Genomic DNA, 17,392 nt, shown 5'->3' on the forward strand with positions numbered 1-17,392 from the left:
CCGGCCACCGGCGTGTTCGTGGGGGGTCATCGGGGGATGTGGGGGGCGCGCGCGGCCGTGGTGGTCGGGGGGCCGGCGCGGGCGGCAGGCTTCCGGTGTGGTTGTCGGGTCTCCACCGCGGTGGTGGCGTGGTGCCAGCGGGTGCGGATGGCGCGGAGGTCGGCGAGGGAGCGGCGGGCGCCGACGACGAGCTGGAACGGTGTGGTGGCCGGGTCGGCGGCGTATGCCTGGATATGGCGGCCGGTGTGCGCGGCGGTGGCCAGGAGCGAGCGTTGCAGCGTTCGTTCGGCCCAGGGTCCGAGGGACACCTGCGGCTGGGCCAGGAGGCGCAGAACCTGGGCTGGCGTGGTGGTGTGGTCGAGCAAACCGCGCTGCTGGGCTTCCCACAGGACGGTGACGGGGTCGACGGGCTCCTGGCGGCGGGCCAGGGCGGTCAGGCACTGCCACAGCCCGGCGTGCAGCGGGACGGTGAAATCCTCGGGGACCAGCCACCGAACCGACTCCATGTCCGCGGCGCAGGCGGCGGCGGTCGCGAGCAGCGCCTGCTCCTCCGCCAGTGCTTCGTCAGGGTGGGTGGAGGCCGGCGGCGGCGCCGGGGTGCGGGGCAGGACGCCGGCGCGGGGAGGGAAGCGGGCGGCGATGTCGTCCACGACCGTCGCGAGCGTGTCGGCCTCGGCGAGCACCGTGTCGACGGGGTGCGGGAGGGCGGTGTCGTGCACGGTGGTCAGGAGGTGCTCGGCGGCGGCGCGCAGGCGGCGGCGGGCGTGTTCAGCTTCGATCATGCGCGCGTAGGCCGGTGCGTGCCGGGGCCAGGGGCAGACCTGGATGAGGGTGTGAAGGTAGGAGGCGGTCAGCCCGCGTACCTGTTCGCCGGCCGTGGCGAGGACCTGGTCGAGCCAGTGGGTGTTCTTCACGTGCTCGGCCGGGTCGGGGGCGGGCAGCGTGCTGACCGCGGTGAACAGGGCGGCGTGCGCGGCGGTGGAGAACGAGTCGGCGGTGATGCCGGTGATGTCACCGAGTCGGTGAGGGTCCAGGAGAAGGGCTCCGAGGAGGGCCTGCTCGACGTGGAACACCGGCTGCGGCGCGGGAAGCGGGGTGTCGTCGTCCGGGTCGGGGACGCGAGGGTGGGGCATCAGGCTGCCAGGGTGAAGTCGTCGGGGCCGAGGGGGACGCCGAGGTGCGGGGCGAGGAGGTGGGCGGCGAGCAGCGGGGGGACGGCGTTGCCGATCTGGGAGAACTGCTGGCCCTTGTTCCCCGCCCAGGGGTAGTCGCCGGGGAAGGTCTGCAGCAGGCCGGCCTCGTGGGCGGTGATCCGGATCGGCTCCGGCACCACCGGGCACTCCTCCTGCTCTCCCAGCCCGTGGCCGGCCGGTTCGGCAATCCATGTGCACTCGTTCGCGCGATGCCCGAAGAACAGCGTGCCCGCCGGCTCGGACAGCGGACGGACGGTGGCCTTGGCCTGGTTGTTGCTGCGCAGCGACCATGACCAGCGGTGGGCTCCGGCAGTGCACGCGGGGTCGGGGATACCGTGCTGTGACTTCCACCCGCCCGCGCGGCGGGAGCGCGGGACGCCCCCGCCGGAGCGGGGTGTCCAGGTGCCGCGGTCGCGGGCGTCGGACAGCGTCTTGCGGGAGCCGGAGGGGAAGGGTTCGGGTCCGCCGCCCGGTCCGCCGCCGGCGCACACGGTGGGGACAGGGCGGTCGGTGGCGCCCCAGCCGAGTGCCTCGGCCATGCTGACCCACCGGGCGCGGCCCGGCCCGAACAGCGACTCCGGCTCCGCGACCTGGGCATGGGTGGGCTCGGGTGGCTGGGCGGTGCGGACGCGGGAGGCGATCAGGATCGCCCGGCGGCGGGTCTGGGGAACGCCGTAGTCGGCGGCGTTGAGGATGCCGGTCCACACCGAGAACCCCCAGCGGCGCAGGACGGCCGCGTACTGCCGCCACAGGGGCAGGACATCGGGGACCTCCTCCATCGCCACCCACTCGGGCTCGCCCACCGTGTTCAGCGCGTGGAGGTAGCGCATCGGCTCGGCGGCCAGCAGTGAGCGGGGGTCCCGGCAGGCGGCGAGGAGTTGCTCGCGGGTGTCCCGGCCGGCGGCGAGGTCGGTGACGGCCTGGTGCACCAGCGGCTGGTCCACCAGCCCGAGGCGCTTGCCGGCCATCGACCACGCCTGGCACGGCGGACTCGCGATCAGCCCCCGTGTCCGGCCGACCCACGGCCACACCGGATACAGGGCGACATCCGTCCGCAAGGTCAACTGGCCCGCGCGGACCCGGGTCTTGCAGGCCCACTCGTCCCACTCCAGACCGATGTCCCGCACGCCGAGGACGGACAGTGCGTGGCTCCAGCCACCCGGACCGGCGAACAGATCAAGGACGGTCAAGAGGCCAGTCCGACATCGTCCCGTGTCAGCGCGGCATCCGCCTCCCCGCGGCACGCCCACGGCGAGCAGCCGTCCACGACGCCCCGCTCCCATTCCTCCGGATCGGTGTCGGGCAGCGCGTCCTGGCGCGCGGCCCACTCGGCGGCGGTGACGTGATCGATCGGCGCCTGGCTGAGCGGCACCCGGGAGCGGTGCAGGAACGCCTCCCCCAGCAGCGGGTTGCCGCTCGCGTTGGCCCTGGCGTTGCCCGCGCGGATGGCGGCGTCGAAGGCGACGACGTCCTGCCATTCGTCGGGGCTGGTGTCGCGGATGTGCCGCCACTGCGCGTTGCCGTGGAACGGACACCCAAGGCAACTCGATTTCGGCGTGTCCGCGAACCCCACGGACGTGAGGTACCGGAGGCAGTCGCTTCGGGACCACCCGAGGTCGATCAGCGGGTGCCGGTTGCGCATGTAGCGGACGTCGGCGTCCTTGGCGCGGTGGAACTCGTCCGTGGAGATGCCGACCCACTGCTCGACGAAGACGTCCCTCGGGATGCGCTGCGGATAGGGGTATCCGAGGAGTCCCCTTACTTGTCGTTTTATCGGCTTTATCTTGTATTCGCCGGTGCACTGGCGCCGGGTCATGCCCTGCTTGCCGTCCTGGTTGAGGATGTACAGGGGCATGGACGCGAAGCGGTGCGCCGGGTCGAGGGCGTCCTGGCGAATGTTGCCGGAGGACACCCGCAGGACCGGTATTCCGGCGGGAGCGGCGATCTCCCGCTCCAGCCGGTCGAGATGGTCGTATACGGCTCTCGGTTCCCAGCCGGTGTCGGCGAAGATCGCGTAATCGGCTTTGGGGAGAACGCCGTTGGCGGAGAGGGCGAGCATGGCGCTGGACTGGACGCCGGCTCCCAGCGAGATGCAGAGAAACGTGGGCGAGTCGGTGATCGGGGACTTCCTGACGTGGACGGGGCTGCGGGACAGACGTGGCGAGAGCGTGCGGCGCTGTCAGCGGCGTGTGCGTGCGGCGGTGGTCGCAGCCGGGGCGGGGGCGGGGCGGGCTGTGGGCAGGCTGACGACCAGGGGTGCGTCGACGACCGTGCTGAGGACTGGGAGTCCCAGGGCTGTCAGACGTAGCCGGTCGCGCGTTGGTCCGCCGGGGAAGAAAGGGGGCGCGGAGCCGGGCTCGCGGGTGACCCATCCCTGGGTTTCCAGGTGATGCAGCACGTCGGTGTCGACGGTCGCGGTGTTGCCGTAGTCGGGCTGCCCGTTCTGCTCGGTGAGGCTGACGTGGCCGCGGGCGACTTCCAGGAGCGTGTCGCGCTGGGCTTTGGCCATGCCGGGAACGGTGGTGCTGGTGCGTGCCCTGTTGTGCAGTCTGGGAGCGATGTGCCGGGCGGACTCGACGATGGTCGCCGGGGCGAGGGCGGTGAGTTCGCGGGCTAGGCGCAGGTGCTGGCCGAACCTGCGGCGGGGATCGGGGCGCCCGGGTTCCCCATCGCCTGCGGGCAGGGCCTGCTGGGCGGAGGTGAGGTAGCGGGTGGCGCCGCTGGTCAGGTGGGCGATCTGCTTGAGCCGCACGACGGCGCTGGGCACCGGCTCCCGGGCGGGCAGGCGCTGCTGCCGGATGGTCTTGAGGCAGGCGAGCATCTCGCGTTCCAGCCCGCGGGCGGAGGAGACGAAGACATCCGGGGCGACGGTGGAACGGCCGGCGAACAGCAGGTCGATCCGGTCGTTGTGCCGGGTGTAGAGGTCGGCGAGGGCCAGCAACTGCTCCACCGGCGTCAGCGGCGCGGGCGCGTCCACGTCGAACATGGGGGTGGGGTCGGAGTCGGGTGATTTCGTCATCGGAAGTGGGTCCGTGAGGTGGGCTGGGTCAGCGGCGGCGGGCGGAGCCAGGGCCCAGGGCGGGCCGCTGCCGCCCCTTCGGGACGGGTCGGGGGTCTTCGGTGCCGGCGCGGACGGCGGTGGTGCTGCGGGCCCGGCCCACTCAGTGCCGAGAAGTGATTCGAGGGCAGGTACAGAAGGTGGTCGGCGGCGAGGGTGGCCAGGGTGGCGAGCTGGACCGTGCGGTCCAGGCCGACGCGGGCGAGGGCGTGGTGCAGGTGCGGCACGGCCTGCGCAGCGTCCCGCACGTCCTGAGCGCCGCGGGCCATGGCCTGCGTGCGGGAGATGTGCTGCACGAGGGGACCGGCCGGTCGGGGACCGTCCAGCAGCGTGGCCGACTGCGGGATGTCGTGGGGCCGGGTGAAGTCGGCGTCGAGGGCCAGCAGGCGCTCGGGCGGGGAAGGAACGGACGTCATCTTCTCCGAGACGGTCGCGGGCGCCGCGTCAACGAGGGCGGCCCTGGGGGTGGACGGCGCGGGCGAGGGCGTGGTGGACATGCGGGTTGACCGCCGCGCCGTGGACGGGCGTGATCAGTGCGTCGCTGGAGCGCTGTGCCAGGTAGGGCAGGTCGCCGTACGTCCGCTCGACCGGGGTGTCTGCGGTCAGGTGGGCGAAGAACTGGGCGACCAGCCGGGCGGGGGCGGCGCGGGTGAAGGCGGCACTCCAGTCGGTGTCGAAGCCGTCGAACAAGGAGTGCCGGATGTGCCAGCGCAGGTGATCGTCCGGCTGGTGGGTGAGGGTGCAGTGCCCGTCGGCGGAGGTGAACGTCGTCGACTGTCCGTCGCGGGTCTCGGCCCAGTCGGTGAGACGGGCGGTCTGTGCGAGGCTGCTCGTGGTGAGCGGGATACGCTCTGCGTGCCGACGGTCGCCGAGAGACTGGGGCAGTACCTGGGTGACGGCGGCGATCGCCTCGATCGGCGTCTGCCGGGTGAAGCGGGCCTGCCAGTAGGGCTCATGGTGGATGATCCGCCACCAGACGCCGCGCGGGTCGCAGGGGTCGAAGTCGACGAAGAGGCTCTCACAGGGGCTGGTCAGGGCAGTGTGCCCGGTGTGCGGATCGTGCGTGTGATGCCAGCCGAACAGGGTGATCAGCGGGCCGAGGGCGCTGCCGAGCCGGTCCGCTCCGCCACCTGCCAGGTGACGCGGGGAGACCAGGACACGGTCGGAGGGAGCGAAGCTCGTCATCGTCCTCGCCGTACCGCCGGGGCGCCAGCGGGGGCTGCCGGCCGGACGGGAGAGACGGAGGGCTCGTACGCGGCCACGGCCTGCCGGCCCGCCTCGGTGACCACCAGGCGCTGCCCCGTGAACGGGGAGGTGGGGGTGTCCACCGTGACCAGTTGGTGCTTGACCAGGGCGCTCAGTGCGGCCTGGTTGAGGGTGCGACCGTTTGCGTCGATGGCCCGGATCGCCAAGCGGCCCCTGTTGTGGAGCTGGCCGCCGCCTTCGGACAGCCGGACGAGCGCCTCGTACTGGGTGGCGGAGAGCCTGGGCCTTGTGACGGCACGCTGCTGCCCGGAATGCTGTCGAACATCTTGGGGGATGCCGCGGGCGATGTAGTAGCAGCCGGTGAAGGCGAGATCGAGCTGGTGGGCGGCTTTGGCGAGGTGCTTGGGGAGTGCGGTGGACGCCGTCTGGTGCCGGGTGTCCTGGCCGCCGGTCCAGCCGGGGAACGGGGCTCCCCCGGCCGGGTTGCCGCTCAGGGCGGTGGCCAGGTAGCCGGCGGCGGTGGTGGCGGTGTGGACGACCGAGGCGAGTGCTTCCAGTGAGGGACGGCTGCCGGGCACCGCGGTGTACTGGCTGCGGGCGAGTGCTTCCAGACGCTCCAGGGCGCGTTCGACCAGCCGGTTGGTGGTCACGATCGCCGTAGTGATCTTCTGCCGGGCGTCGGTGCCGGGCTGCAGCCGCAGGTGGAGGATGGTGCTGTGCAGGTCCTCCAAGTCGCTGCCGAGGGTGCGCAGCCGTGTGGCCTCGGCCTCAAGGTCGATGGGATGCATAGGGCTCCGAGAGGGGCGTATGGGCGGTCAGCGGGTGCGCCGGATGACTGCGGAATTGGGCGCCGACATGGGCTCGGGGTTGGGGCGAGGCGGGGCCGGCGGGATGTCCGCCACGGTGGCGATGCCGAGGTCGACGTGGACGCTCACGCCGTGGGCGTGCAGGTGGGCCTCGGCGCTGACCACGGCGTGCAGGGTGGTGCGCTCGCTGAGGGCGTCCGTCAGGAGGTAGTGCCGTTCTTGTCCGGTGGTGGTGAAGCCGTGGCGGACGAGGACGGCGTGTGCCGCGTCCGTGGCGGCGGTCGCGGTGACAGTGCCGTCGGTGAACTGGAACGTCACATCGGGCGGATTCTGCCCGCCGTCGTAATGGCGGGTGGTCCAGGCCAGGTCGACGAGGTCGTGGGTGTGGGCCATCAGGCCGTACGCCGCGACGCCGGCGCGCTCGTGGGCGTCCTCGGCGGTATCGGGCGGCAAGAGGTAGAGGGTGCGGCCCTGGTGCCGGCGGACGGTGAAGCCAGCGCCGGTCAGCATGTGGACGGCCCCGGGGATCGGGCGGTTGAGGACGAGGAAGGTGTGCCCGTCGAAGGTCGCGCCGATGAAGACGTCGTGATGGTCGGTGAGTGCCATGCTGCTTTCGAGGGAGTCGGTGGATCAGGTGGCTGTGTCGTAGTCGCTCTGCTGGGGGGAGTGCTTGGCGACAGCGCGCGCGGTGATCGCCTTGGACGCACGGGCGGAGGCGGTGGACAGCTCGTCGGCGCCGGGTTCGAGGTACCAGGGGCGCAGGTCGAGCATGGCGGCGCGCATGCCGGTGGCGAAGCACAGTGCGGTGCCCTTGGGCAGGGCGCGGATCGCGTCCGGGGGCAGGATGCGTTCCTGCCGCATCGACACCGAGGTCGACTTGCCTGACTCGGAGCGCGAGGTGGAAGTGGTCTCCACATCGTGGTCGCCGATCAGCCGGGACAGCTTGTCGGCGAAGTCGGGGTCGTCGATGCCGGATCCGATGACCTTGACGGTGGAGGCGGACCACATGGCGTCCATGCCGGCGTCGCCCCAGACCTTCTGGCCCTGGCGGTAGGACTGCAGGATGGTGATCGGGATGATGCCGCGGCTGCCGAGGTGGGAGTACAGGTCGGGCAGGTCGCTGATCTTGCACACGTTGGCGGCCTCGTCGAGGATCGCGAGCATCGGCGGGTCCAGGCGCCCGCCGGCTCGCTCGGCCTGGGCGGTCGCCGCGCGCATCACCGAGTCGGCGCAGGCCGCGATCAGCGCGCTGGCGCCGCCGCCGCCGTCCTTGGACAGCAGGTAGAGGGTGTCGGTGGAGGTGACGAACTCCGACGGGCGGAACTCGGGGACGTCCTTCTGTGGGGTGACCCAGGCGGCGATCTCGCTGTTGAGGAGCGCGGCGGCGTACTGGCGGGCGGTTTCGTAGATGCCGTCCCGGGTCTCGGGCGGGCCTTCCACGGTGCCCTTGAGCTGGGCGGCGACGGCCGCGAAGCCGTGGTCGCGCAGGACGTCCAGCGGGCCACGGTCGGCGGGGAAGGCCAGCCACTGCATCACGTCGGTGATCGGCCGCTCGTCCAGCGCGGCGGCGAGGAACAACTGGCTGAGTATGTTGGATCCGGCCTTGGACCAGAAGTCGCCCTGCTGGGAGGCGTCCACGGACGCGGCGAGGAAGTGCCCGGCCAAGCGGCCGGCGCCGTCGAGGGTCTTGGCGTCGGCCAGCGGGTTCCACCACATCTCGCGGGCGGCGTGCGCGATCTGCTGTGGGTCCATCGACCACACCCGTCCGACGGCGGAGCGCGCGTCCCGGGTGGCGGTGTAGGCGTCGCCGGCGGCCTTGTTGGAGGTGAGCAGGACCGGGCCGGGGGCGGCGAGGATGGAAGGGATCGCAAGCGACGTGGTCTTCCCGGACCGCGGCGCCATGATCGCCACCGCGACGTCCTCGAATCCCATGCGGACCTCGCGCCGGGTGCCCTGGAGGTTGCCGAGGAGCACGCCGGTGTCGCGGGCTTTGATGTGCTTGGCGTCTTTCAGGCTCGGGCGCAGCGAGCGGGCCTTGTCGGTGATCGCCTTGGCCATCAAGGGCTTGATGTCCCGGGCCTTGGCCATGCCGGTGATCCTCTTCCGGCCGCCACTGCGGTTCTTGTACCGGATCCACAGGGCGACCACCGTCACCCCGAGAGCCAGAAGGAACAGAACTGGAACGATGCGTGCTCCGATGAGCAGGGAGTTCTCCCCGGCCTCGGGCCAGACCTGTTTCGGGTGGAGCAAGGCGTTGGTCGGCTGGTAGGAGGCCAAGCTGTGTCCGGTGAGGTAGGCGGTGATATTGCCGGACGCCCAGGCCAGGTGGGATAGGGGGACGACGACGGCGAGCACGCCGAGGAGGATGCGCAGGACGAGGTCGTATCCGTCGGTGTTGGTGCTGGAGGAGGAAGGAGGCAAGGGGCTCGGTGCTTCCGGGCGGGGACGGAGGGATCAGCGCAGGCGGTGGCGTTCTGCCTGCGGCCGTTGCGGAGGACTCGTACTCGCCGGCGGGCCGGATCGGCGTGCGGCGAGGGAGCGGATGCGGTCTTTCAGGGCAGCGGCGGCCTGTGTGGCGGGCACTTCCCGGTGGGAGAGGGTGATGAGATCCGGGTCGTGCGTCGGGAGGCTTGAGGGGTCTGCGGTGCGCGGCACCGGTCGGGGATCGGCGAGCGCGGCGGTGAACGCGGTGATCAGGTGAGGTGGGGTGTGCTCACTGAAGTGGGCTTGCCATTGAGGAGACCGGAAGTCGCGGAGGGCGGTGTCGACCCACCAGGACCCGCTTGTCCAGTCGGCCTCGACGCGGGCGGTACGGTCCGGTGAGGCGAGCCGGTGGTGGCCGTAGGCCGGAGACCAGCCCGCGTTCAGGAGCGGTTCCTGCGGATCCCAGTCGTCTGCTCGATCGGCAGTGAGGTCGGTCAGCGCATCGGTGAACCCCGCGATGATCTCCACCGGTGTGCGTGCGCCGAAGCTGGCATACCAGGCTGGCTGGTCCGCGGTGCGGGCGTGCTGGATGGTCCACCAGGGGCCGTCTGCCTTCGGCTCCAGCCGCAGCAGCACCTTCTGATCGGGGCTGGACAGCAGCACGCGCGGCTGCAGCGGGTCATGACCGTGACTCCACCCGCAGGCCCGGTGCAGGGGCACGGTTACCCAGGCCGGATCGCCGCCGCCGGCCAGGTAGAGCGGGGAGACGAAAGCCATTCTCAGCGTCACCGGCGTACCTTCCCGGCCTGTGACATGGAGGGTGCGGGCGCGGTGGTCGGCGGGGGGGCCAGGGGGGAGGGGGTGTTCCGGGCAGCGGTGTGGATCTCGATGAGGGCGTGTCCCTGGGTCGCCCAGTCATCGAGGTAGCTCCAGCACTCGGCGTGGTGCTCGGCGAGGGCGTCGTCGTAGACGCTGCTGCCGGGGCCGGCGCCGGCGGGAAGTTCGCCCCGGGTCTGCTGCCACTCCTCTTCCAGGGCGTCCAGGCGCTCCAGCGCGTCCTGCAGGACTCCCAGTTGCCAGACCCAGCGGGGCTGCATAGTGCTCCCGGGCAGTCGGCCGAGCTGGGCCTGCGCCGTGGCGAGGAGGTGGTGTGCGCTGTCGCGGACCGCCTCGAAGGCATCGGCGGTCGAGGCGTCGCGGGCGCTGGCCCGGCGTCCGTAGGCGTCGTCGTCGAGCGGCCAGCCGTCGAGGTCGGTGTTCTCGTCTGAGTAGGCGTCCCAGGAGCTGAGGATGTCTTCGCTGTCCTTGAGGTAGCCGCTGAGTTCGGGAAGCGGCTCGGGGCGGTCTTGGGAGGTGGGGTGGATGGCGGGTCCTTGCGGTCGTCGGCAGTGGGTGGTGCGTCCGTGGAGGTCAGCACCGGGCCGGTGCGGGTGCCTCCGGCGGTGCGGGGGGCTGGGTGGTGGTCGGGCGTTGCTGCCGCCGGACGGTGCGTGCCTGTGCTCGGAGGGCATCGAGCCGAGTGTTGTGGGCGGCGACCACCCGCTCGGATGTGAGTCGGCTCTGCGTCTTGGCGGCGGTGTGGTGCGCGGCGGAGTCGTACATCCCGCGCACGAGCGGGGTGGTGTCGGTGAGGGCGGCGACGAAGGCGTTCACCAGGTGGGCGGGGGTGTTCTCGTGGAACGAGGCGTGCCAGATCCGGCGGCCGGGATGGCCGTCGAAGCTGTTCTCGTGTGTCTCGATGTGCCAGGCCGGTGCGTCGTCGGGTGCCGGCAGGTACCGCCTGTTCCGTAGCTCGATGGTGCACATGCCGTCTGCGGAGAGGACCTTGTTCTCGGCTTCGCGGCTCCAGCCGGCCGAGGGCACCGACTGCCACGGATCCGGCTGCCCGGCTGGCGGTGCACCGAGGAGAGCGTCGGTCAGGCTGCCCAGGATCTCGACGGGGACCAATTGGCCCAGATCGATCCACCAGTAGGGGTCGGTGTCGGTGGGCAGGCTCGTCAGCTTCCACCAGGAGGACAGGTGGCCTGGCTCCGGGGTGAACTCCAGGCGCCGGGTCAGGTCCGGGCTGGTCAGCACCATGTGGGGGTTCAGGGGATCGGAGGTGCGGGTCCATCCGGTGGCGGCGAGGCCATGGGTGACGTGCCGTGCGTCGCCGGGGCCGGCCAGGTACCGGGGACTGGTGTCGTACGGGACACGCCACAGGTGCGTTTTCTCGTACTCGGCGCGTTGCCGTCGGCTCATCGGCACGAGCAGCCCCCCGGTGTCCTCAAGCGGCCACGGAGCGCGAGTCGCGCGTGAGGATGGGGGACCTCGCGCGGGTACGCGGTGGGCCGGGGCCGGGACGCGGTGACGTGGTGGATGCGGGCGGACGACAAGGGGCTCCTCGGGGTAGGGGTCGGCCGGGTCAGCGCCTGGCGCGGGCCCGCTGACCTGCGGCGGCAGGCGCGGTGCTGGTGCGGGGAGGGGCGGCCGTCCGGTTGCGGGCCCATGTGGCGGCGTGGGCGGCCTGGAGGCGGGCCTGCTGCCAGGTGCTGAGCTGGGAGGGGAGGACCGAGACGGAGGTGGTGCGGATCTTCGCGCTGTGCGGTACCCGTCCCCGCGGTCGCATCACGGGGACGGGGCTGGCGAGCGCGGTGGCGAAGGCTTGGACCACGTGCAGGGGGGTGGCGGTGGTGAAGGTCGCCGTCCATCCGTTGCCCTGCTGGTCGCCGGCCCCAGCCCACCAGAGCGCCTGGCCGGGCTCGTCCTCGTGGTACTGCACCCAGCCGGTCCCGTCCGGGCTTCTTGCGGTGAACTGTCCGGCGGCCCAGCCGGTCTTCCACTGCTGTTCCTGCAGCGGCGCCCACACGCTGGGGGCGTGCGCGGAGCGGGGATCGAGCAGCGTGTCGGTGAGCCCGGCGACGATCTCCACGGGTGTCTGCTTGCCGAGGAACGCTGTCCACTGTCCCTGGTGGGCACTCGCCTCCTGGTGGATGGTCCATCCGCCGGGCGAACCCTGGGGGTCGTAGCCGACATGGATCTTGCGGTCGGGGCTGACGAGTACGAGGGGACCGTCCCGCTTGGACTTGTTCCGCCAACCGCAGGCGTGCAGATAGGCGGAGACATGGCGGATGTCGCCTCCGCCGGCCAGTCCCCGGGGCTCCACGAGGTAGTGCTGCTGTGCCTGTTCGACCGGCGGCCTGCCGCGCGCCGTGTTCCGCTTCACCGGCGCCGCCGTATGACGAGCGGGTCAGGGGTCGGCAGCCTGGCTGGGGTGGCGGCCGGGCGGGCACCGAAGGTGATCAGGGCCTCGGTCGCCTCTTCCAGGTCCGGGCTGAGAGCGTGCAGTTCGTTCGAGGCTTGGCCGAGGGCGAGTGCCACCTCCGGTGAGATCGCGCCGCACTCGGCCTGTCGCTTGGCGAGCCAACTGTCGGTGGTTATGAGGTGGGTGAGTTCACTGAGGACGCCGTCCGTGGCGTGCAGGATGTGGGCGAGGAGCTGGGCAGCGTGGCGGGGGGGAAGCTTCGTGAGATCCCTGGTCAAACGTCCGAGTTGGCGGGTGATGTCGTCGGCCAGCTCGATGTGGGCAGGTGTGTGCTGGGGCATGGTCCTCCGGGGCGGGCTGCGAAATCAGGGGCGATGTCAGCGGCCGAGGGGCCGGCCAACGGCATGGACGGTGTCCCGGTCGTCTCCGGGAGCGGCGCGGCGGGGTGGGGACCGGTGACGACGCAGGCGCGCAGGTAGCGGCGGAACAGGGCGGTGGTCAGGCGAGGGGTGACCTGGGGCTCCGGACGACGATCCGGAGCCCCGGTGGCGCGCGTCAGCCTGTCGGCGCCTCCTGGACGGAGCCGGAGGGCGCGGTGGCCTTCACCGGTGTACCGAAGTCCGAGTACGTGACGTCGGCCATGTCCTCGCGGGAGCTGACCTGTGCGACGTGGAAGGGCTCACCGGTGGCTGCCGCGTACCACGTCACCGTCTCGCCGTTTCCCGTGAGGGTGACCGGGACGACTCGCCGGCCGTCCAGGGTGGTCACCGGGCCCTTGGTGGCCGTGGTGTCGTCGTCGAGTGTGTCGGGGGAGGTGAACTGGTCGGTGTGGCAGTAGGAGGCCAGGCTGCTGATGAACCGGTTCTCCAGGGTGGCGTGGTACCAGGTGCCGGCCGTCAGCAGTTCCTCGCCCGTCGCCTCGTTCATCCACTTGGCGAACGAGGCGTCCGGCTGGACCCATGCCTCGTCCTTCTTCAGGACAAGGTCGTAGGAGCCGGTGTCCCGCAGTGACACGGTGCCCGCGCACTCGGTCGCGGACACGCGCAGGTCGGACTCGGCGTCCGAGCGGGACATCTGCTGGCGCGAACTCCCGGCTTCCGCGTTCGCCGCGTGGGAGAGGTTGTAGACCTCCGCGGCGGTCTTCCTCTCAATGCCGTTCGGCTGGGCGCCGGACGGCGCCGCGGCGGGCCGGGTCGCTGAAGAACTCTGCGCAGAAGCGCTGTTGGTGTCGCCTCCTGCGCACGCGGTGAGCGACGCCAACGCCGCGGCGCAGGCGAGAGCGGTGGCGGGGCGAGCGAGGGAAGCGGGTATGAAGGGCAAGGGAGTACCTCTCGGAGAAGGGGGTGAGAGATCAGCCGGCGATGGCCCGGCAGCGGACGGCTCGGTCGGTCCGGGCAGGAGTCGCGCACGGCGGCACGCGTATTACCGGTCAACGGGGACGGGTTGCCGGGGACCGGCCAAGGCTCGGCGGTGGTGGGGTGGTGGCCGTCTGCTGCGCGGTGCGGGCGGCGTGGTTACGGGCGCGCAGGATGACGAGGGTGGCTTGGCTCAGGAAGTCGGCGGTCTCCCCGAGCCGTGCGAGGGGCTCTGCTTCCTCGCCGGGTCTGGCGCCCTGGAGGCTGCGGCGGCGAGCCAGGCACGGACGATCACTTCTCTCGTCAGGGTCAGCAGGCCGTTCACGGGGGCGGCTACCTCGGTCAGGACCTCGGCCACCTCGCTGCCGTTCTCGGCGGCGCCTGGCCCGCTCGGTGAGACGGGCCAGGTAGCGCTGGGCGGCCTCGCGTTCACTGTCCGGTGCGGCCAGCATGTTCACACGGGGTCGAGGTGGACGCTGTGTCCGGCGGCGAGCAGGGCGGGCGAGGCGGCGGTCGCTTTCCGGCGCTGCTGCTCGACGGGCAGGCCGTGGGGGAGGCGGTGATAATCCCCGCGCGGTCCGGGAGCGGAGAGGAAGCCGCCGGTTCGCTGGAGGATGTCCGCGGCCTTCTCGGTGCCGCCGATGGCCACGACAAGGTCGGTGCGGGGGCCTTGGTGATCGTGACGTACTCCAGCACCCAGAAGTCGGGCTCCGTCTGTTTCACCGAGAGCGGGTGGCCGGTGTGCGGGAACCGGCCGGGACGGGCGGCCCGGAAGCGGGCACGGCGGTCGGTGTGGTCCGGGCTGCGGGATGCTGGAGAGCGGTTCCGATGCCGAGCGCGTCGAGGCGCGGGCCTATCTCGCGCAGGGCGCGGGCCTGAGCCTGGGTGTCGTCCCCGCTCAGGCGGTACAGGCCGCTGTGCGGGTCCGTGACGAAGCCGTGGGCGGCCAGGACGGCTCCGGCGCGGTCGTCGGCGGGGGCGGTGGCGATGCTGCCGTCCGACTGCCAGGTCAGGACGATCTGGTCCGGCTGGGAGGGCTGGACGCTGGCCAGGGCGTTGTGGCGGACCTGGGCGAGGGCGCCGTCGTAGCGGGCGAGCAGGTCGCCGGCGACCTGCTCGGCGCTCAGGAACGGGTCGTCGGCCAGGGCGATGCCGTTGGGCTCGGGAACGTCGCGGAACGCCTCGTCGGGCAGGGAGGGCGGGGCGACGGCGGCGATGAGGAAGCCGTCGCGCTCGTCGTGCCGGTGCAGCAGGACGAGTTGTGCGCCATCCGGGCGGCTCAGGACGGCGGCCTGCCGCAGGGGGTGCCGGGTGAGCGAGGCGGCGACCAGGTCCAAGTCCCACGTGCGGTCGGTGAGTTCGGCGAGGTCGTCCTTGGCGTCGGCCGGCAGGTGGGAGCTGGTCCATCTGCCGGGGAGTTCGCCGGCGAGAACGTCGGCGAACGAGGCGAGGCGCTCGGAGGTGTCGTGGTCGTGCATGGTGTCCTTGGGCGAGGTGGGAGTCAGCGGCGCGGTCCGGCAGCCATCGGGCGCGGCGGGACCGGGAGGGTGCGCGGCGGTGGCGGGCAGGCGCACACGGCAGAGCGCTCCTGCTCGGTCGACGGGACTTCCCCGGTGCACGTGCTGCGGCCGGGGTGCGGTGCGTGCCGGTCGGCGAGCTGGTCGCGGGTCTCGGGGAGGTCGCTGCGGATGACGCGGAGGTGCTCGTCGGCGAGGTAGCGCAGCCGCCGCGCGATGGAGGGGCCGACCGCTTGGCCGAGTCCTTCGTGGAATTCGGCGGTGGCGGTGAGGACTTCCTCCAGCGCGGCAAGGACGCCGTCGTGGGAGGCGGTCAGCTCGGTCAGCACCTGGGCCGCCTCGCCGGTGGTGGCGGCCTCGCGAAGGCGCTCGGCGAGATGCGCGACCGAGGCGCCCAGCGGCAGGTAACTGGCCGGACGCGAGTCGGTGTCGAGGCCCGTATCGCAGTCGACGTGGTATCCGGCTGTTCGCAGGCGGGCCACGGCGTCGGTGGCCAGCCGGGACACGTCGTCCCCGGCGAGGCCGGTCGGGGCGCGGTGGTACGTCTCGTGGACGCGGACGACAGCGACGAGGCCCGCGCGCTGGAGGAAGCCGTGTGCCCCGGAGTCGCCGCCGCGTGCGAGGAGTTCGTCGGAGTGCGGGTCGCGGCGGATGTCCAGGAAGCGGTCGGTGCGGGGCAAGGAGACGTTTCTCCTAAGGCGATCGGTGGGTGTCGCGCCGGACGGTGGCTGGTGCGGGGACGGGGCGGGGCTGGGCCAGGAGAGTGGCGATGGTGTCCAGGTCCTGCTGGATGGCGTGGAGGCGGCGGGCGATCAACTCCAGGCGCAGTGCCGCCTCGGTGCCGGCCGCGCCCGGCTGGCGGGCGATCCGGTGCGCGGTGTGCTCGACAAGTCCTCGCACCGCGGCCAGAGGGCCGGTCTGCTCGTCGGCGGGCTGTGAGGCGGCGTGGGAGCGGGCGGGGATCAGGCGGAGGTCCTGTTCGATGCGCCGTGCCTCATGGGCGATCAGTTCGACCGCGGCCGGAGTGTGCCATGCGCCGTCGAGGTGGATCAGGTTGGCGATCAGGTCGAGGCGCCCGGGCTGGGCCCGGACGGCGATCCACCGGCAGCCGCTGTCCTTGCCGGGTTTCTCGATGCCGGCGGCCCGTGCGAGCCGGTGAGCGGCCTCGGCCCACTCCGGTCCGCTCAGGTCTCGGTCGTCAGGGTGCAGGCGGACTTTGAGGTGCAGGATCGCCCGCCGGTCGTCGTCGGGACTGGCCGCGAACGGATGCTCCAGGAGAGCCCCTTCGAGGTGCTCGGCCCACTGGAGGGACGTCCAGGTCTTCTGCTCGTCGTCCAGGGTGAAGTGATCCAGGCCGGGCCAGTGGGCGACGATCGTGTGCTCTGTCAGCACCTCGTGCGGTGAGACCGGTCGTCCGAGCGCTTCTCCGAGCGGGTCGCGCGGGGTGTGAGTCCGCTCGTGCAGGTAGGGGATCACCGGCCGCTGCGGATGTCGGCGATGTGCACGAGCTGGCCCAGGGCGGTGACGGTGTACCAGCCGCAGTCGATCAGCTCGTCGCGGCCGGCGAACTGCGGCAGGAGGCTGTCCTCCATGGCCCGCAGGTAGATCAGGCAGTCCGGGCAGCGGCGGGAGAGGTGCGCGAGGTAGCGGGGGTGGGCGGTGACGTAGGACTGGGCGCCGCCGGTCGAATCCCGCAGCCGCCACCCGTCCTCGTCGGTCGGGGTGTGCCAGGACGGAGCGACGACCCGCATCGCGTCACCCCACAGTTCCCCGCCGGCGATTCCCTTCAGGACGACGACGGTGTCACCGGCCTGGAAGTGGCCGTGGGTGATGTCCCGGTCGGGGGTGAGCGGGTCGGGTACCGGCGCGAACGCCGAGGCGGGCGGAGTCGGGGGCTGGGACATGAGGTCCTTCCACGCGATTGCTGGCGGGGTGGGAACATCAATGGTCCGCAGCAACGCCGGTTTGGCTAACCGGCGTTCTCCGATTATGTTGCCTCGCCGTCAGTGGAACGGGTTCTCCGTCACGCGGTCCGCCGCGGTCGCCGCGTCGAGGAGTTCCAGCAGGTCAGCGCCCTCGGCGTCGCGCTGGTCGATCCACCACCCGGCACGGGTGACGGCGCGGGCCTTCTCCTCCAGCTCCGCCCAGTCCGCCTCGTCCCACGTTCCCTCCACGACGAGCAGGGTGTGCGCGGCTGTCATCAGTTGGTGGCGGGAGCGCTCGCCCCAGTTCAGGGCCTTCTCGGGCCCCTCCAGCGGTGGCATGTCGAATTTCGTCGCCCACTCCTGGGCTGCCTCCTGCTCGGCGGCGCGGCGGGCGGCCAGCCACTCCTCCTTGGACTCGGTGTCGGCGTCGCGCGCCGCCTTCCAGCAGTCGGTGCAGTCCTTGGAGGCGAGCCAGCGTGCGAAGCCCGCCCGCTTGTCGGCGGGACGGCCGGAGAGGTCATGAACTACGGCGTGGGAGCAGCCGTGTTCGACGGTCCAGTGCGTGCTCACCCCGGGGGAGTTCCGTTTGATGGGCGTTACGTTTGAGGTCGGGCTGCTGGTCCGGGGCTTCAAATCGAGTGCCTTTCGTCGGCGGTTGGGGTGG

21 protein-coding genes are annotated in these 17,392 nt (G+C 71.9%); all 21 read right to left on the bottom strand.

Annotation, left to right across the window (positions count from 1 at the left end; all coding sequences use genetic code 11):
* Nucleotides 1-26 precede the first annotated feature (26 nt).
* The 21 genes from ABEB00_RS00145 to ABEB00_RS00245 all read right to left on the bottom strand — a co-directional run bounded on the left by ABEB00_RS00145 (nucleotide 27) and on the right by ABEB00_RS00245 (nucleotide 17,298).
* A complete protein-coding gene (locus ABEB00_RS00145) occupies nucleotides 27-1,133 on the bottom strand; it encodes a DnaB-like helicase N-terminal domain-containing protein (protein ID WP_345616628.1) in 1,107 nt (368 codons plus the stop codon).
* Nucleotides 1,133-2,383, bottom strand: coding sequence for a DNA cytosine methyltransferase (locus tag ABEB00_RS00150; protein WP_345616629.1), 1,251 nt, complete (start codon nucleotides 2,381-2,383; stop codon nucleotides 1,133-1,135). Before ABEB00_RS00150 ends, ABEB00_RS00145 begins: the two co-directional genes overlap by 1 nt.
* Nucleotides 2,380-3,252, bottom strand: a complete 873-nt coding sequence (locus ABEB00_RS00155) for an adenine nucleotide alpha hydrolase family protein (RefSeq protein ID WP_345616630.1) — start codon at nucleotides 3,250-3,252, stop codon at nucleotides 2,380-2,382. Before ABEB00_RS00155 ends, ABEB00_RS00150 begins: the two co-directional genes overlap by 4 nt.
* Nucleotides 3,253-3,372: 120 nt before the next feature.
* Nucleotides 3,373-4,212 carry a hypothetical protein gene (locus ABEB00_RS00160; RefSeq protein WP_345616631.1) on the bottom strand — a complete coding sequence of 280 codons (840 nt, stop codon included), beginning with the start codon at nucleotides 4,210-4,212 and terminating at the stop codon, nucleotides 3,373-3,375.
* Nucleotides 4,209-4,667 (bottom strand): hypothetical protein, encoded by a 459-nt coding sequence (locus ABEB00_RS00165; protein ID WP_345616632.1) that lies wholly within the window; start codon nucleotides 4,665-4,667, stop codon nucleotides 4,209-4,211. The genes ABEB00_RS00160 and ABEB00_RS00165 overlap by 4 nt, the downstream gene beginning before the upstream one ends.
* Before the next feature lie 28 nt (nucleotides 4,668-4,695).
* Entirely contained in the window at nucleotides 4,696-5,436 is a 741-nt protein-coding gene (locus ABEB00_RS00170; RefSeq protein ID WP_345616633.1) for an SPDY domain-containing protein, read from the bottom strand.
* On the bottom strand, nucleotides 5,433-6,245 hold the full coding sequence (locus tag ABEB00_RS00175) for a hypothetical protein (protein WP_345616634.1): 813 nt from the start codon (nucleotides 6,243-6,245) through the stop codon (nucleotides 5,433-5,435). The genes ABEB00_RS00170 and ABEB00_RS00175 overlap by 4 nt, the downstream gene beginning before the upstream one ends.
* 27 nt (nucleotides 6,246-6,272) lie before the next feature.
* Complete coding sequence (locus ABEB00_RS00180) at nucleotides 6,273-6,869, bottom strand: hypothetical protein (RefSeq protein ID WP_345616635.1); 597 nt, start codon at nucleotides 6,867-6,869, stop codon at nucleotides 6,273-6,275.
* A gap of 24 nt (nucleotides 6,870-6,893) precedes the next feature.
* Nucleotides 6,894-8,684: a type IV secretory system conjugative DNA transfer family protein gene (locus tag ABEB00_RS00185; protein WP_345616636.1), complete on the bottom strand. Its 1,791-nt coding sequence runs from the start codon at nucleotides 8,682-8,684 to the stop codon at nucleotides 6,894-6,896.
* 33 nt (nucleotides 8,685-8,717) lie between these two features.
* A complete protein-coding gene (locus ABEB00_RS00190; protein ID WP_345616637.1) occupies nucleotides 8,718-9,464 on the bottom strand; it encodes an SPDY domain-containing protein in 747 nt (248 codons plus the stop codon).
* A gap of 8 nt (nucleotides 9,465-9,472) precedes the next feature.
* Nucleotides 9,473-10,198, bottom strand: a complete 726-nt coding sequence (locus ABEB00_RS00195; protein ID WP_345616638.1) for a hypothetical protein — start codon at nucleotides 10,196-10,198, stop codon at nucleotides 9,473-9,475.
* Complete coding sequence (locus tag ABEB00_RS00200) at nucleotides 10,098-10,928, bottom strand: SPDY domain-containing protein (RefSeq protein ID WP_345616640.1); 831 nt, start codon at nucleotides 10,926-10,928, stop codon at nucleotides 10,098-10,100. The genes ABEB00_RS00195 and ABEB00_RS00200 overlap by 101 nt, the downstream gene beginning before the upstream one ends.
* Before the next feature lie 163 nt (nucleotides 10,929-11,091).
* Nucleotides 11,092-11,892: an SPDY domain-containing protein gene (locus ABEB00_RS00205; RefSeq protein ID WP_345616641.1), complete on the bottom strand. Its 801-nt coding sequence runs from the start codon at nucleotides 11,890-11,892 to the stop codon at nucleotides 11,092-11,094.
* On the bottom strand, nucleotides 11,889-12,272 hold the full coding sequence (locus ABEB00_RS00210) for a hypothetical protein (RefSeq protein ID WP_345616642.1): 384 nt from the start codon (nucleotides 12,270-12,272) through the stop codon (nucleotides 11,889-11,891). Before ABEB00_RS00210 ends, ABEB00_RS00205 begins: the two co-directional genes overlap by 4 nt.
* Nucleotides 12,273-12,486: 214 nt before the next feature.
* Nucleotides 12,487-13,251: a hypothetical protein gene (locus ABEB00_RS00215; RefSeq protein ID WP_345616643.1), complete on the bottom strand. Its 765-nt coding sequence runs from the start codon at nucleotides 13,249-13,251 to the stop codon at nucleotides 12,487-12,489.
* Between the two features lie 489 nt (nucleotides 13,252-13,740).
* Nucleotides 13,741-13,935 carry a hypothetical protein gene (locus tag ABEB00_RS00220; protein WP_345616644.1) on the bottom strand — a complete coding sequence of 65 codons (195 nt, stop codon included), beginning with the start codon at nucleotides 13,933-13,935 and terminating at the stop codon, nucleotides 13,741-13,743.
* A gap of 70 nt (nucleotides 13,936-14,005) precedes the next feature.
* The gene (locus ABEB00_RS00225; RefSeq protein WP_345616645.1) at nucleotides 14,006-14,764 is read right to left on the bottom strand and encodes a hypothetical protein; all 759 of its coding nucleotides are present in this window, start codon (nucleotides 14,762-14,764) and stop codon (nucleotides 14,006-14,008) included.
* Between the two features lie 23 nt (nucleotides 14,765-14,787).
* The gene (locus tag ABEB00_RS00230; protein ID WP_345616646.1) at nucleotides 14,788-15,483 is read right to left on the bottom strand and encodes a hypothetical protein; all 696 of its coding nucleotides are present in this window, start codon (nucleotides 15,481-15,483) and stop codon (nucleotides 14,788-14,790) included.
* Nucleotides 15,484-15,496: 13 nt separating this feature from the next.
* Nucleotides 15,497-16,279, bottom strand: a complete 783-nt coding sequence (locus tag ABEB00_RS00235) for a relaxase/mobilization nuclease (RefSeq protein ID WP_345616647.1) — start codon at nucleotides 16,277-16,279, stop codon at nucleotides 15,497-15,499.
* A complete protein-coding gene (locus tag ABEB00_RS00240; protein WP_345616648.1) occupies nucleotides 16,276-16,707 on the bottom strand; it encodes a hypothetical protein in 432 nt (143 codons plus the stop codon). The genes ABEB00_RS00235 and ABEB00_RS00240 overlap by 4 nt, the downstream gene beginning before the upstream one ends.
* 99 nt (nucleotides 16,708-16,806) lie before the next feature.
* Entirely contained in the window at nucleotides 16,807-17,298 is a 492-nt protein-coding gene (locus ABEB00_RS00245) for a hypothetical protein (RefSeq protein ID WP_345616649.1), read from the bottom strand.
* Between the last annotated feature and the right edge of the window lie 94 nt (nucleotides 17,299-17,392).

Source organism: Streptomyces ziwulingensis (assembly GCF_039542605.1).
GTDB lineage: Bacteria > Actinomycetota > Actinomycetes > Streptomycetales > Streptomycetaceae > Streptomyces > Streptomyces ziwulingensis.

Excerpts from the sequence above, each read along its gene's own strand:
- ABEB00_RS00145 (WP_345616628.1), bottom strand. The coding sequence starts at position 1,133 with ATGCCCCACCCTCGCGTCCCCGACCCGGACGACGACACCCCGCTTCCC.
- ABEB00_RS00155 (WP_345616630.1), bottom strand. The coding sequence starts at position 3,252 with ATGCTCGCCCTCTCCGCCAACGGCGTTCTCCCCAAAGCCGATTACGCG.
- ABEB00_RS00160 (WP_345616631.1), bottom strand. The coding sequence starts at position 4,212 with ATGACGAAATCACCCGACTCCGACCCCACCCCCATGTTCGACGTGGAC.
- ABEB00_RS00165 (WP_345616632.1), bottom strand. The coding sequence starts at position 4,667 with ATGACGTCCGTTCCTTCCCCGCCCGAGCGCCTGCTGGCCCTCGACGCC.
- ABEB00_RS00170 (WP_345616633.1), bottom strand. The coding sequence starts at position 5,436 with ATGACGAGCTTCGCTCCCTCCGACCGTGTCCTGGTCTCCCCGCGTCAC.
- ABEB00_RS00175 (WP_345616634.1), bottom strand. The coding sequence starts at position 6,245 with ATGCATCCCATCGACCTTGAGGCCGAGGCCACACGGCTGCGCACCCTC.
- ABEB00_RS00180 (WP_345616635.1), bottom strand. The coding sequence starts at position 6,869 with ATGGCACTCACCGACCATCACGACGTCTTCATCGGCGCGACCTTCGAC.
- ABEB00_RS00190 (WP_345616637.1), bottom strand. The coding sequence starts at position 9,464 with ATGGCTTTCGTCTCCCCGCTCTACCTGGCCGGCGGCGGCGATCCGGCC.
- ABEB00_RS00195 (WP_345616638.1), bottom strand. The coding sequence starts at position 10,198 with ATGCCCTCCGAGCACAGGCACGCACCGTCCGGCGGCAGCAACGCCCGA.
- ABEB00_RS00200 (WP_345616640.1), bottom strand. The coding sequence starts at position 10,928 with ATGAGCCGACGGCAACGCGCCGAGTACGAGAAAACGCACCTGTGGCGT.
- ABEB00_RS00210 (WP_345616642.1), bottom strand. The coding sequence starts at position 12,272 with ATGCCCCAGCACACACCTGCCCACATCGAGCTGGCCGACGACATCACC.
- ABEB00_RS00225 (WP_345616645.1), bottom strand. The coding sequence starts at position 14,764 with ATGCACGACCACGACACCTCCGAGCGCCTCGCCTCGTTCGCCGACGTT.
- ABEB00_RS00240 (WP_345616648.1), bottom strand. The coding sequence starts at position 16,707 with ATGTCCCAGCCCCCGACTCCGCCCGCCTCGGCGTTCGCGCCGGTACCC.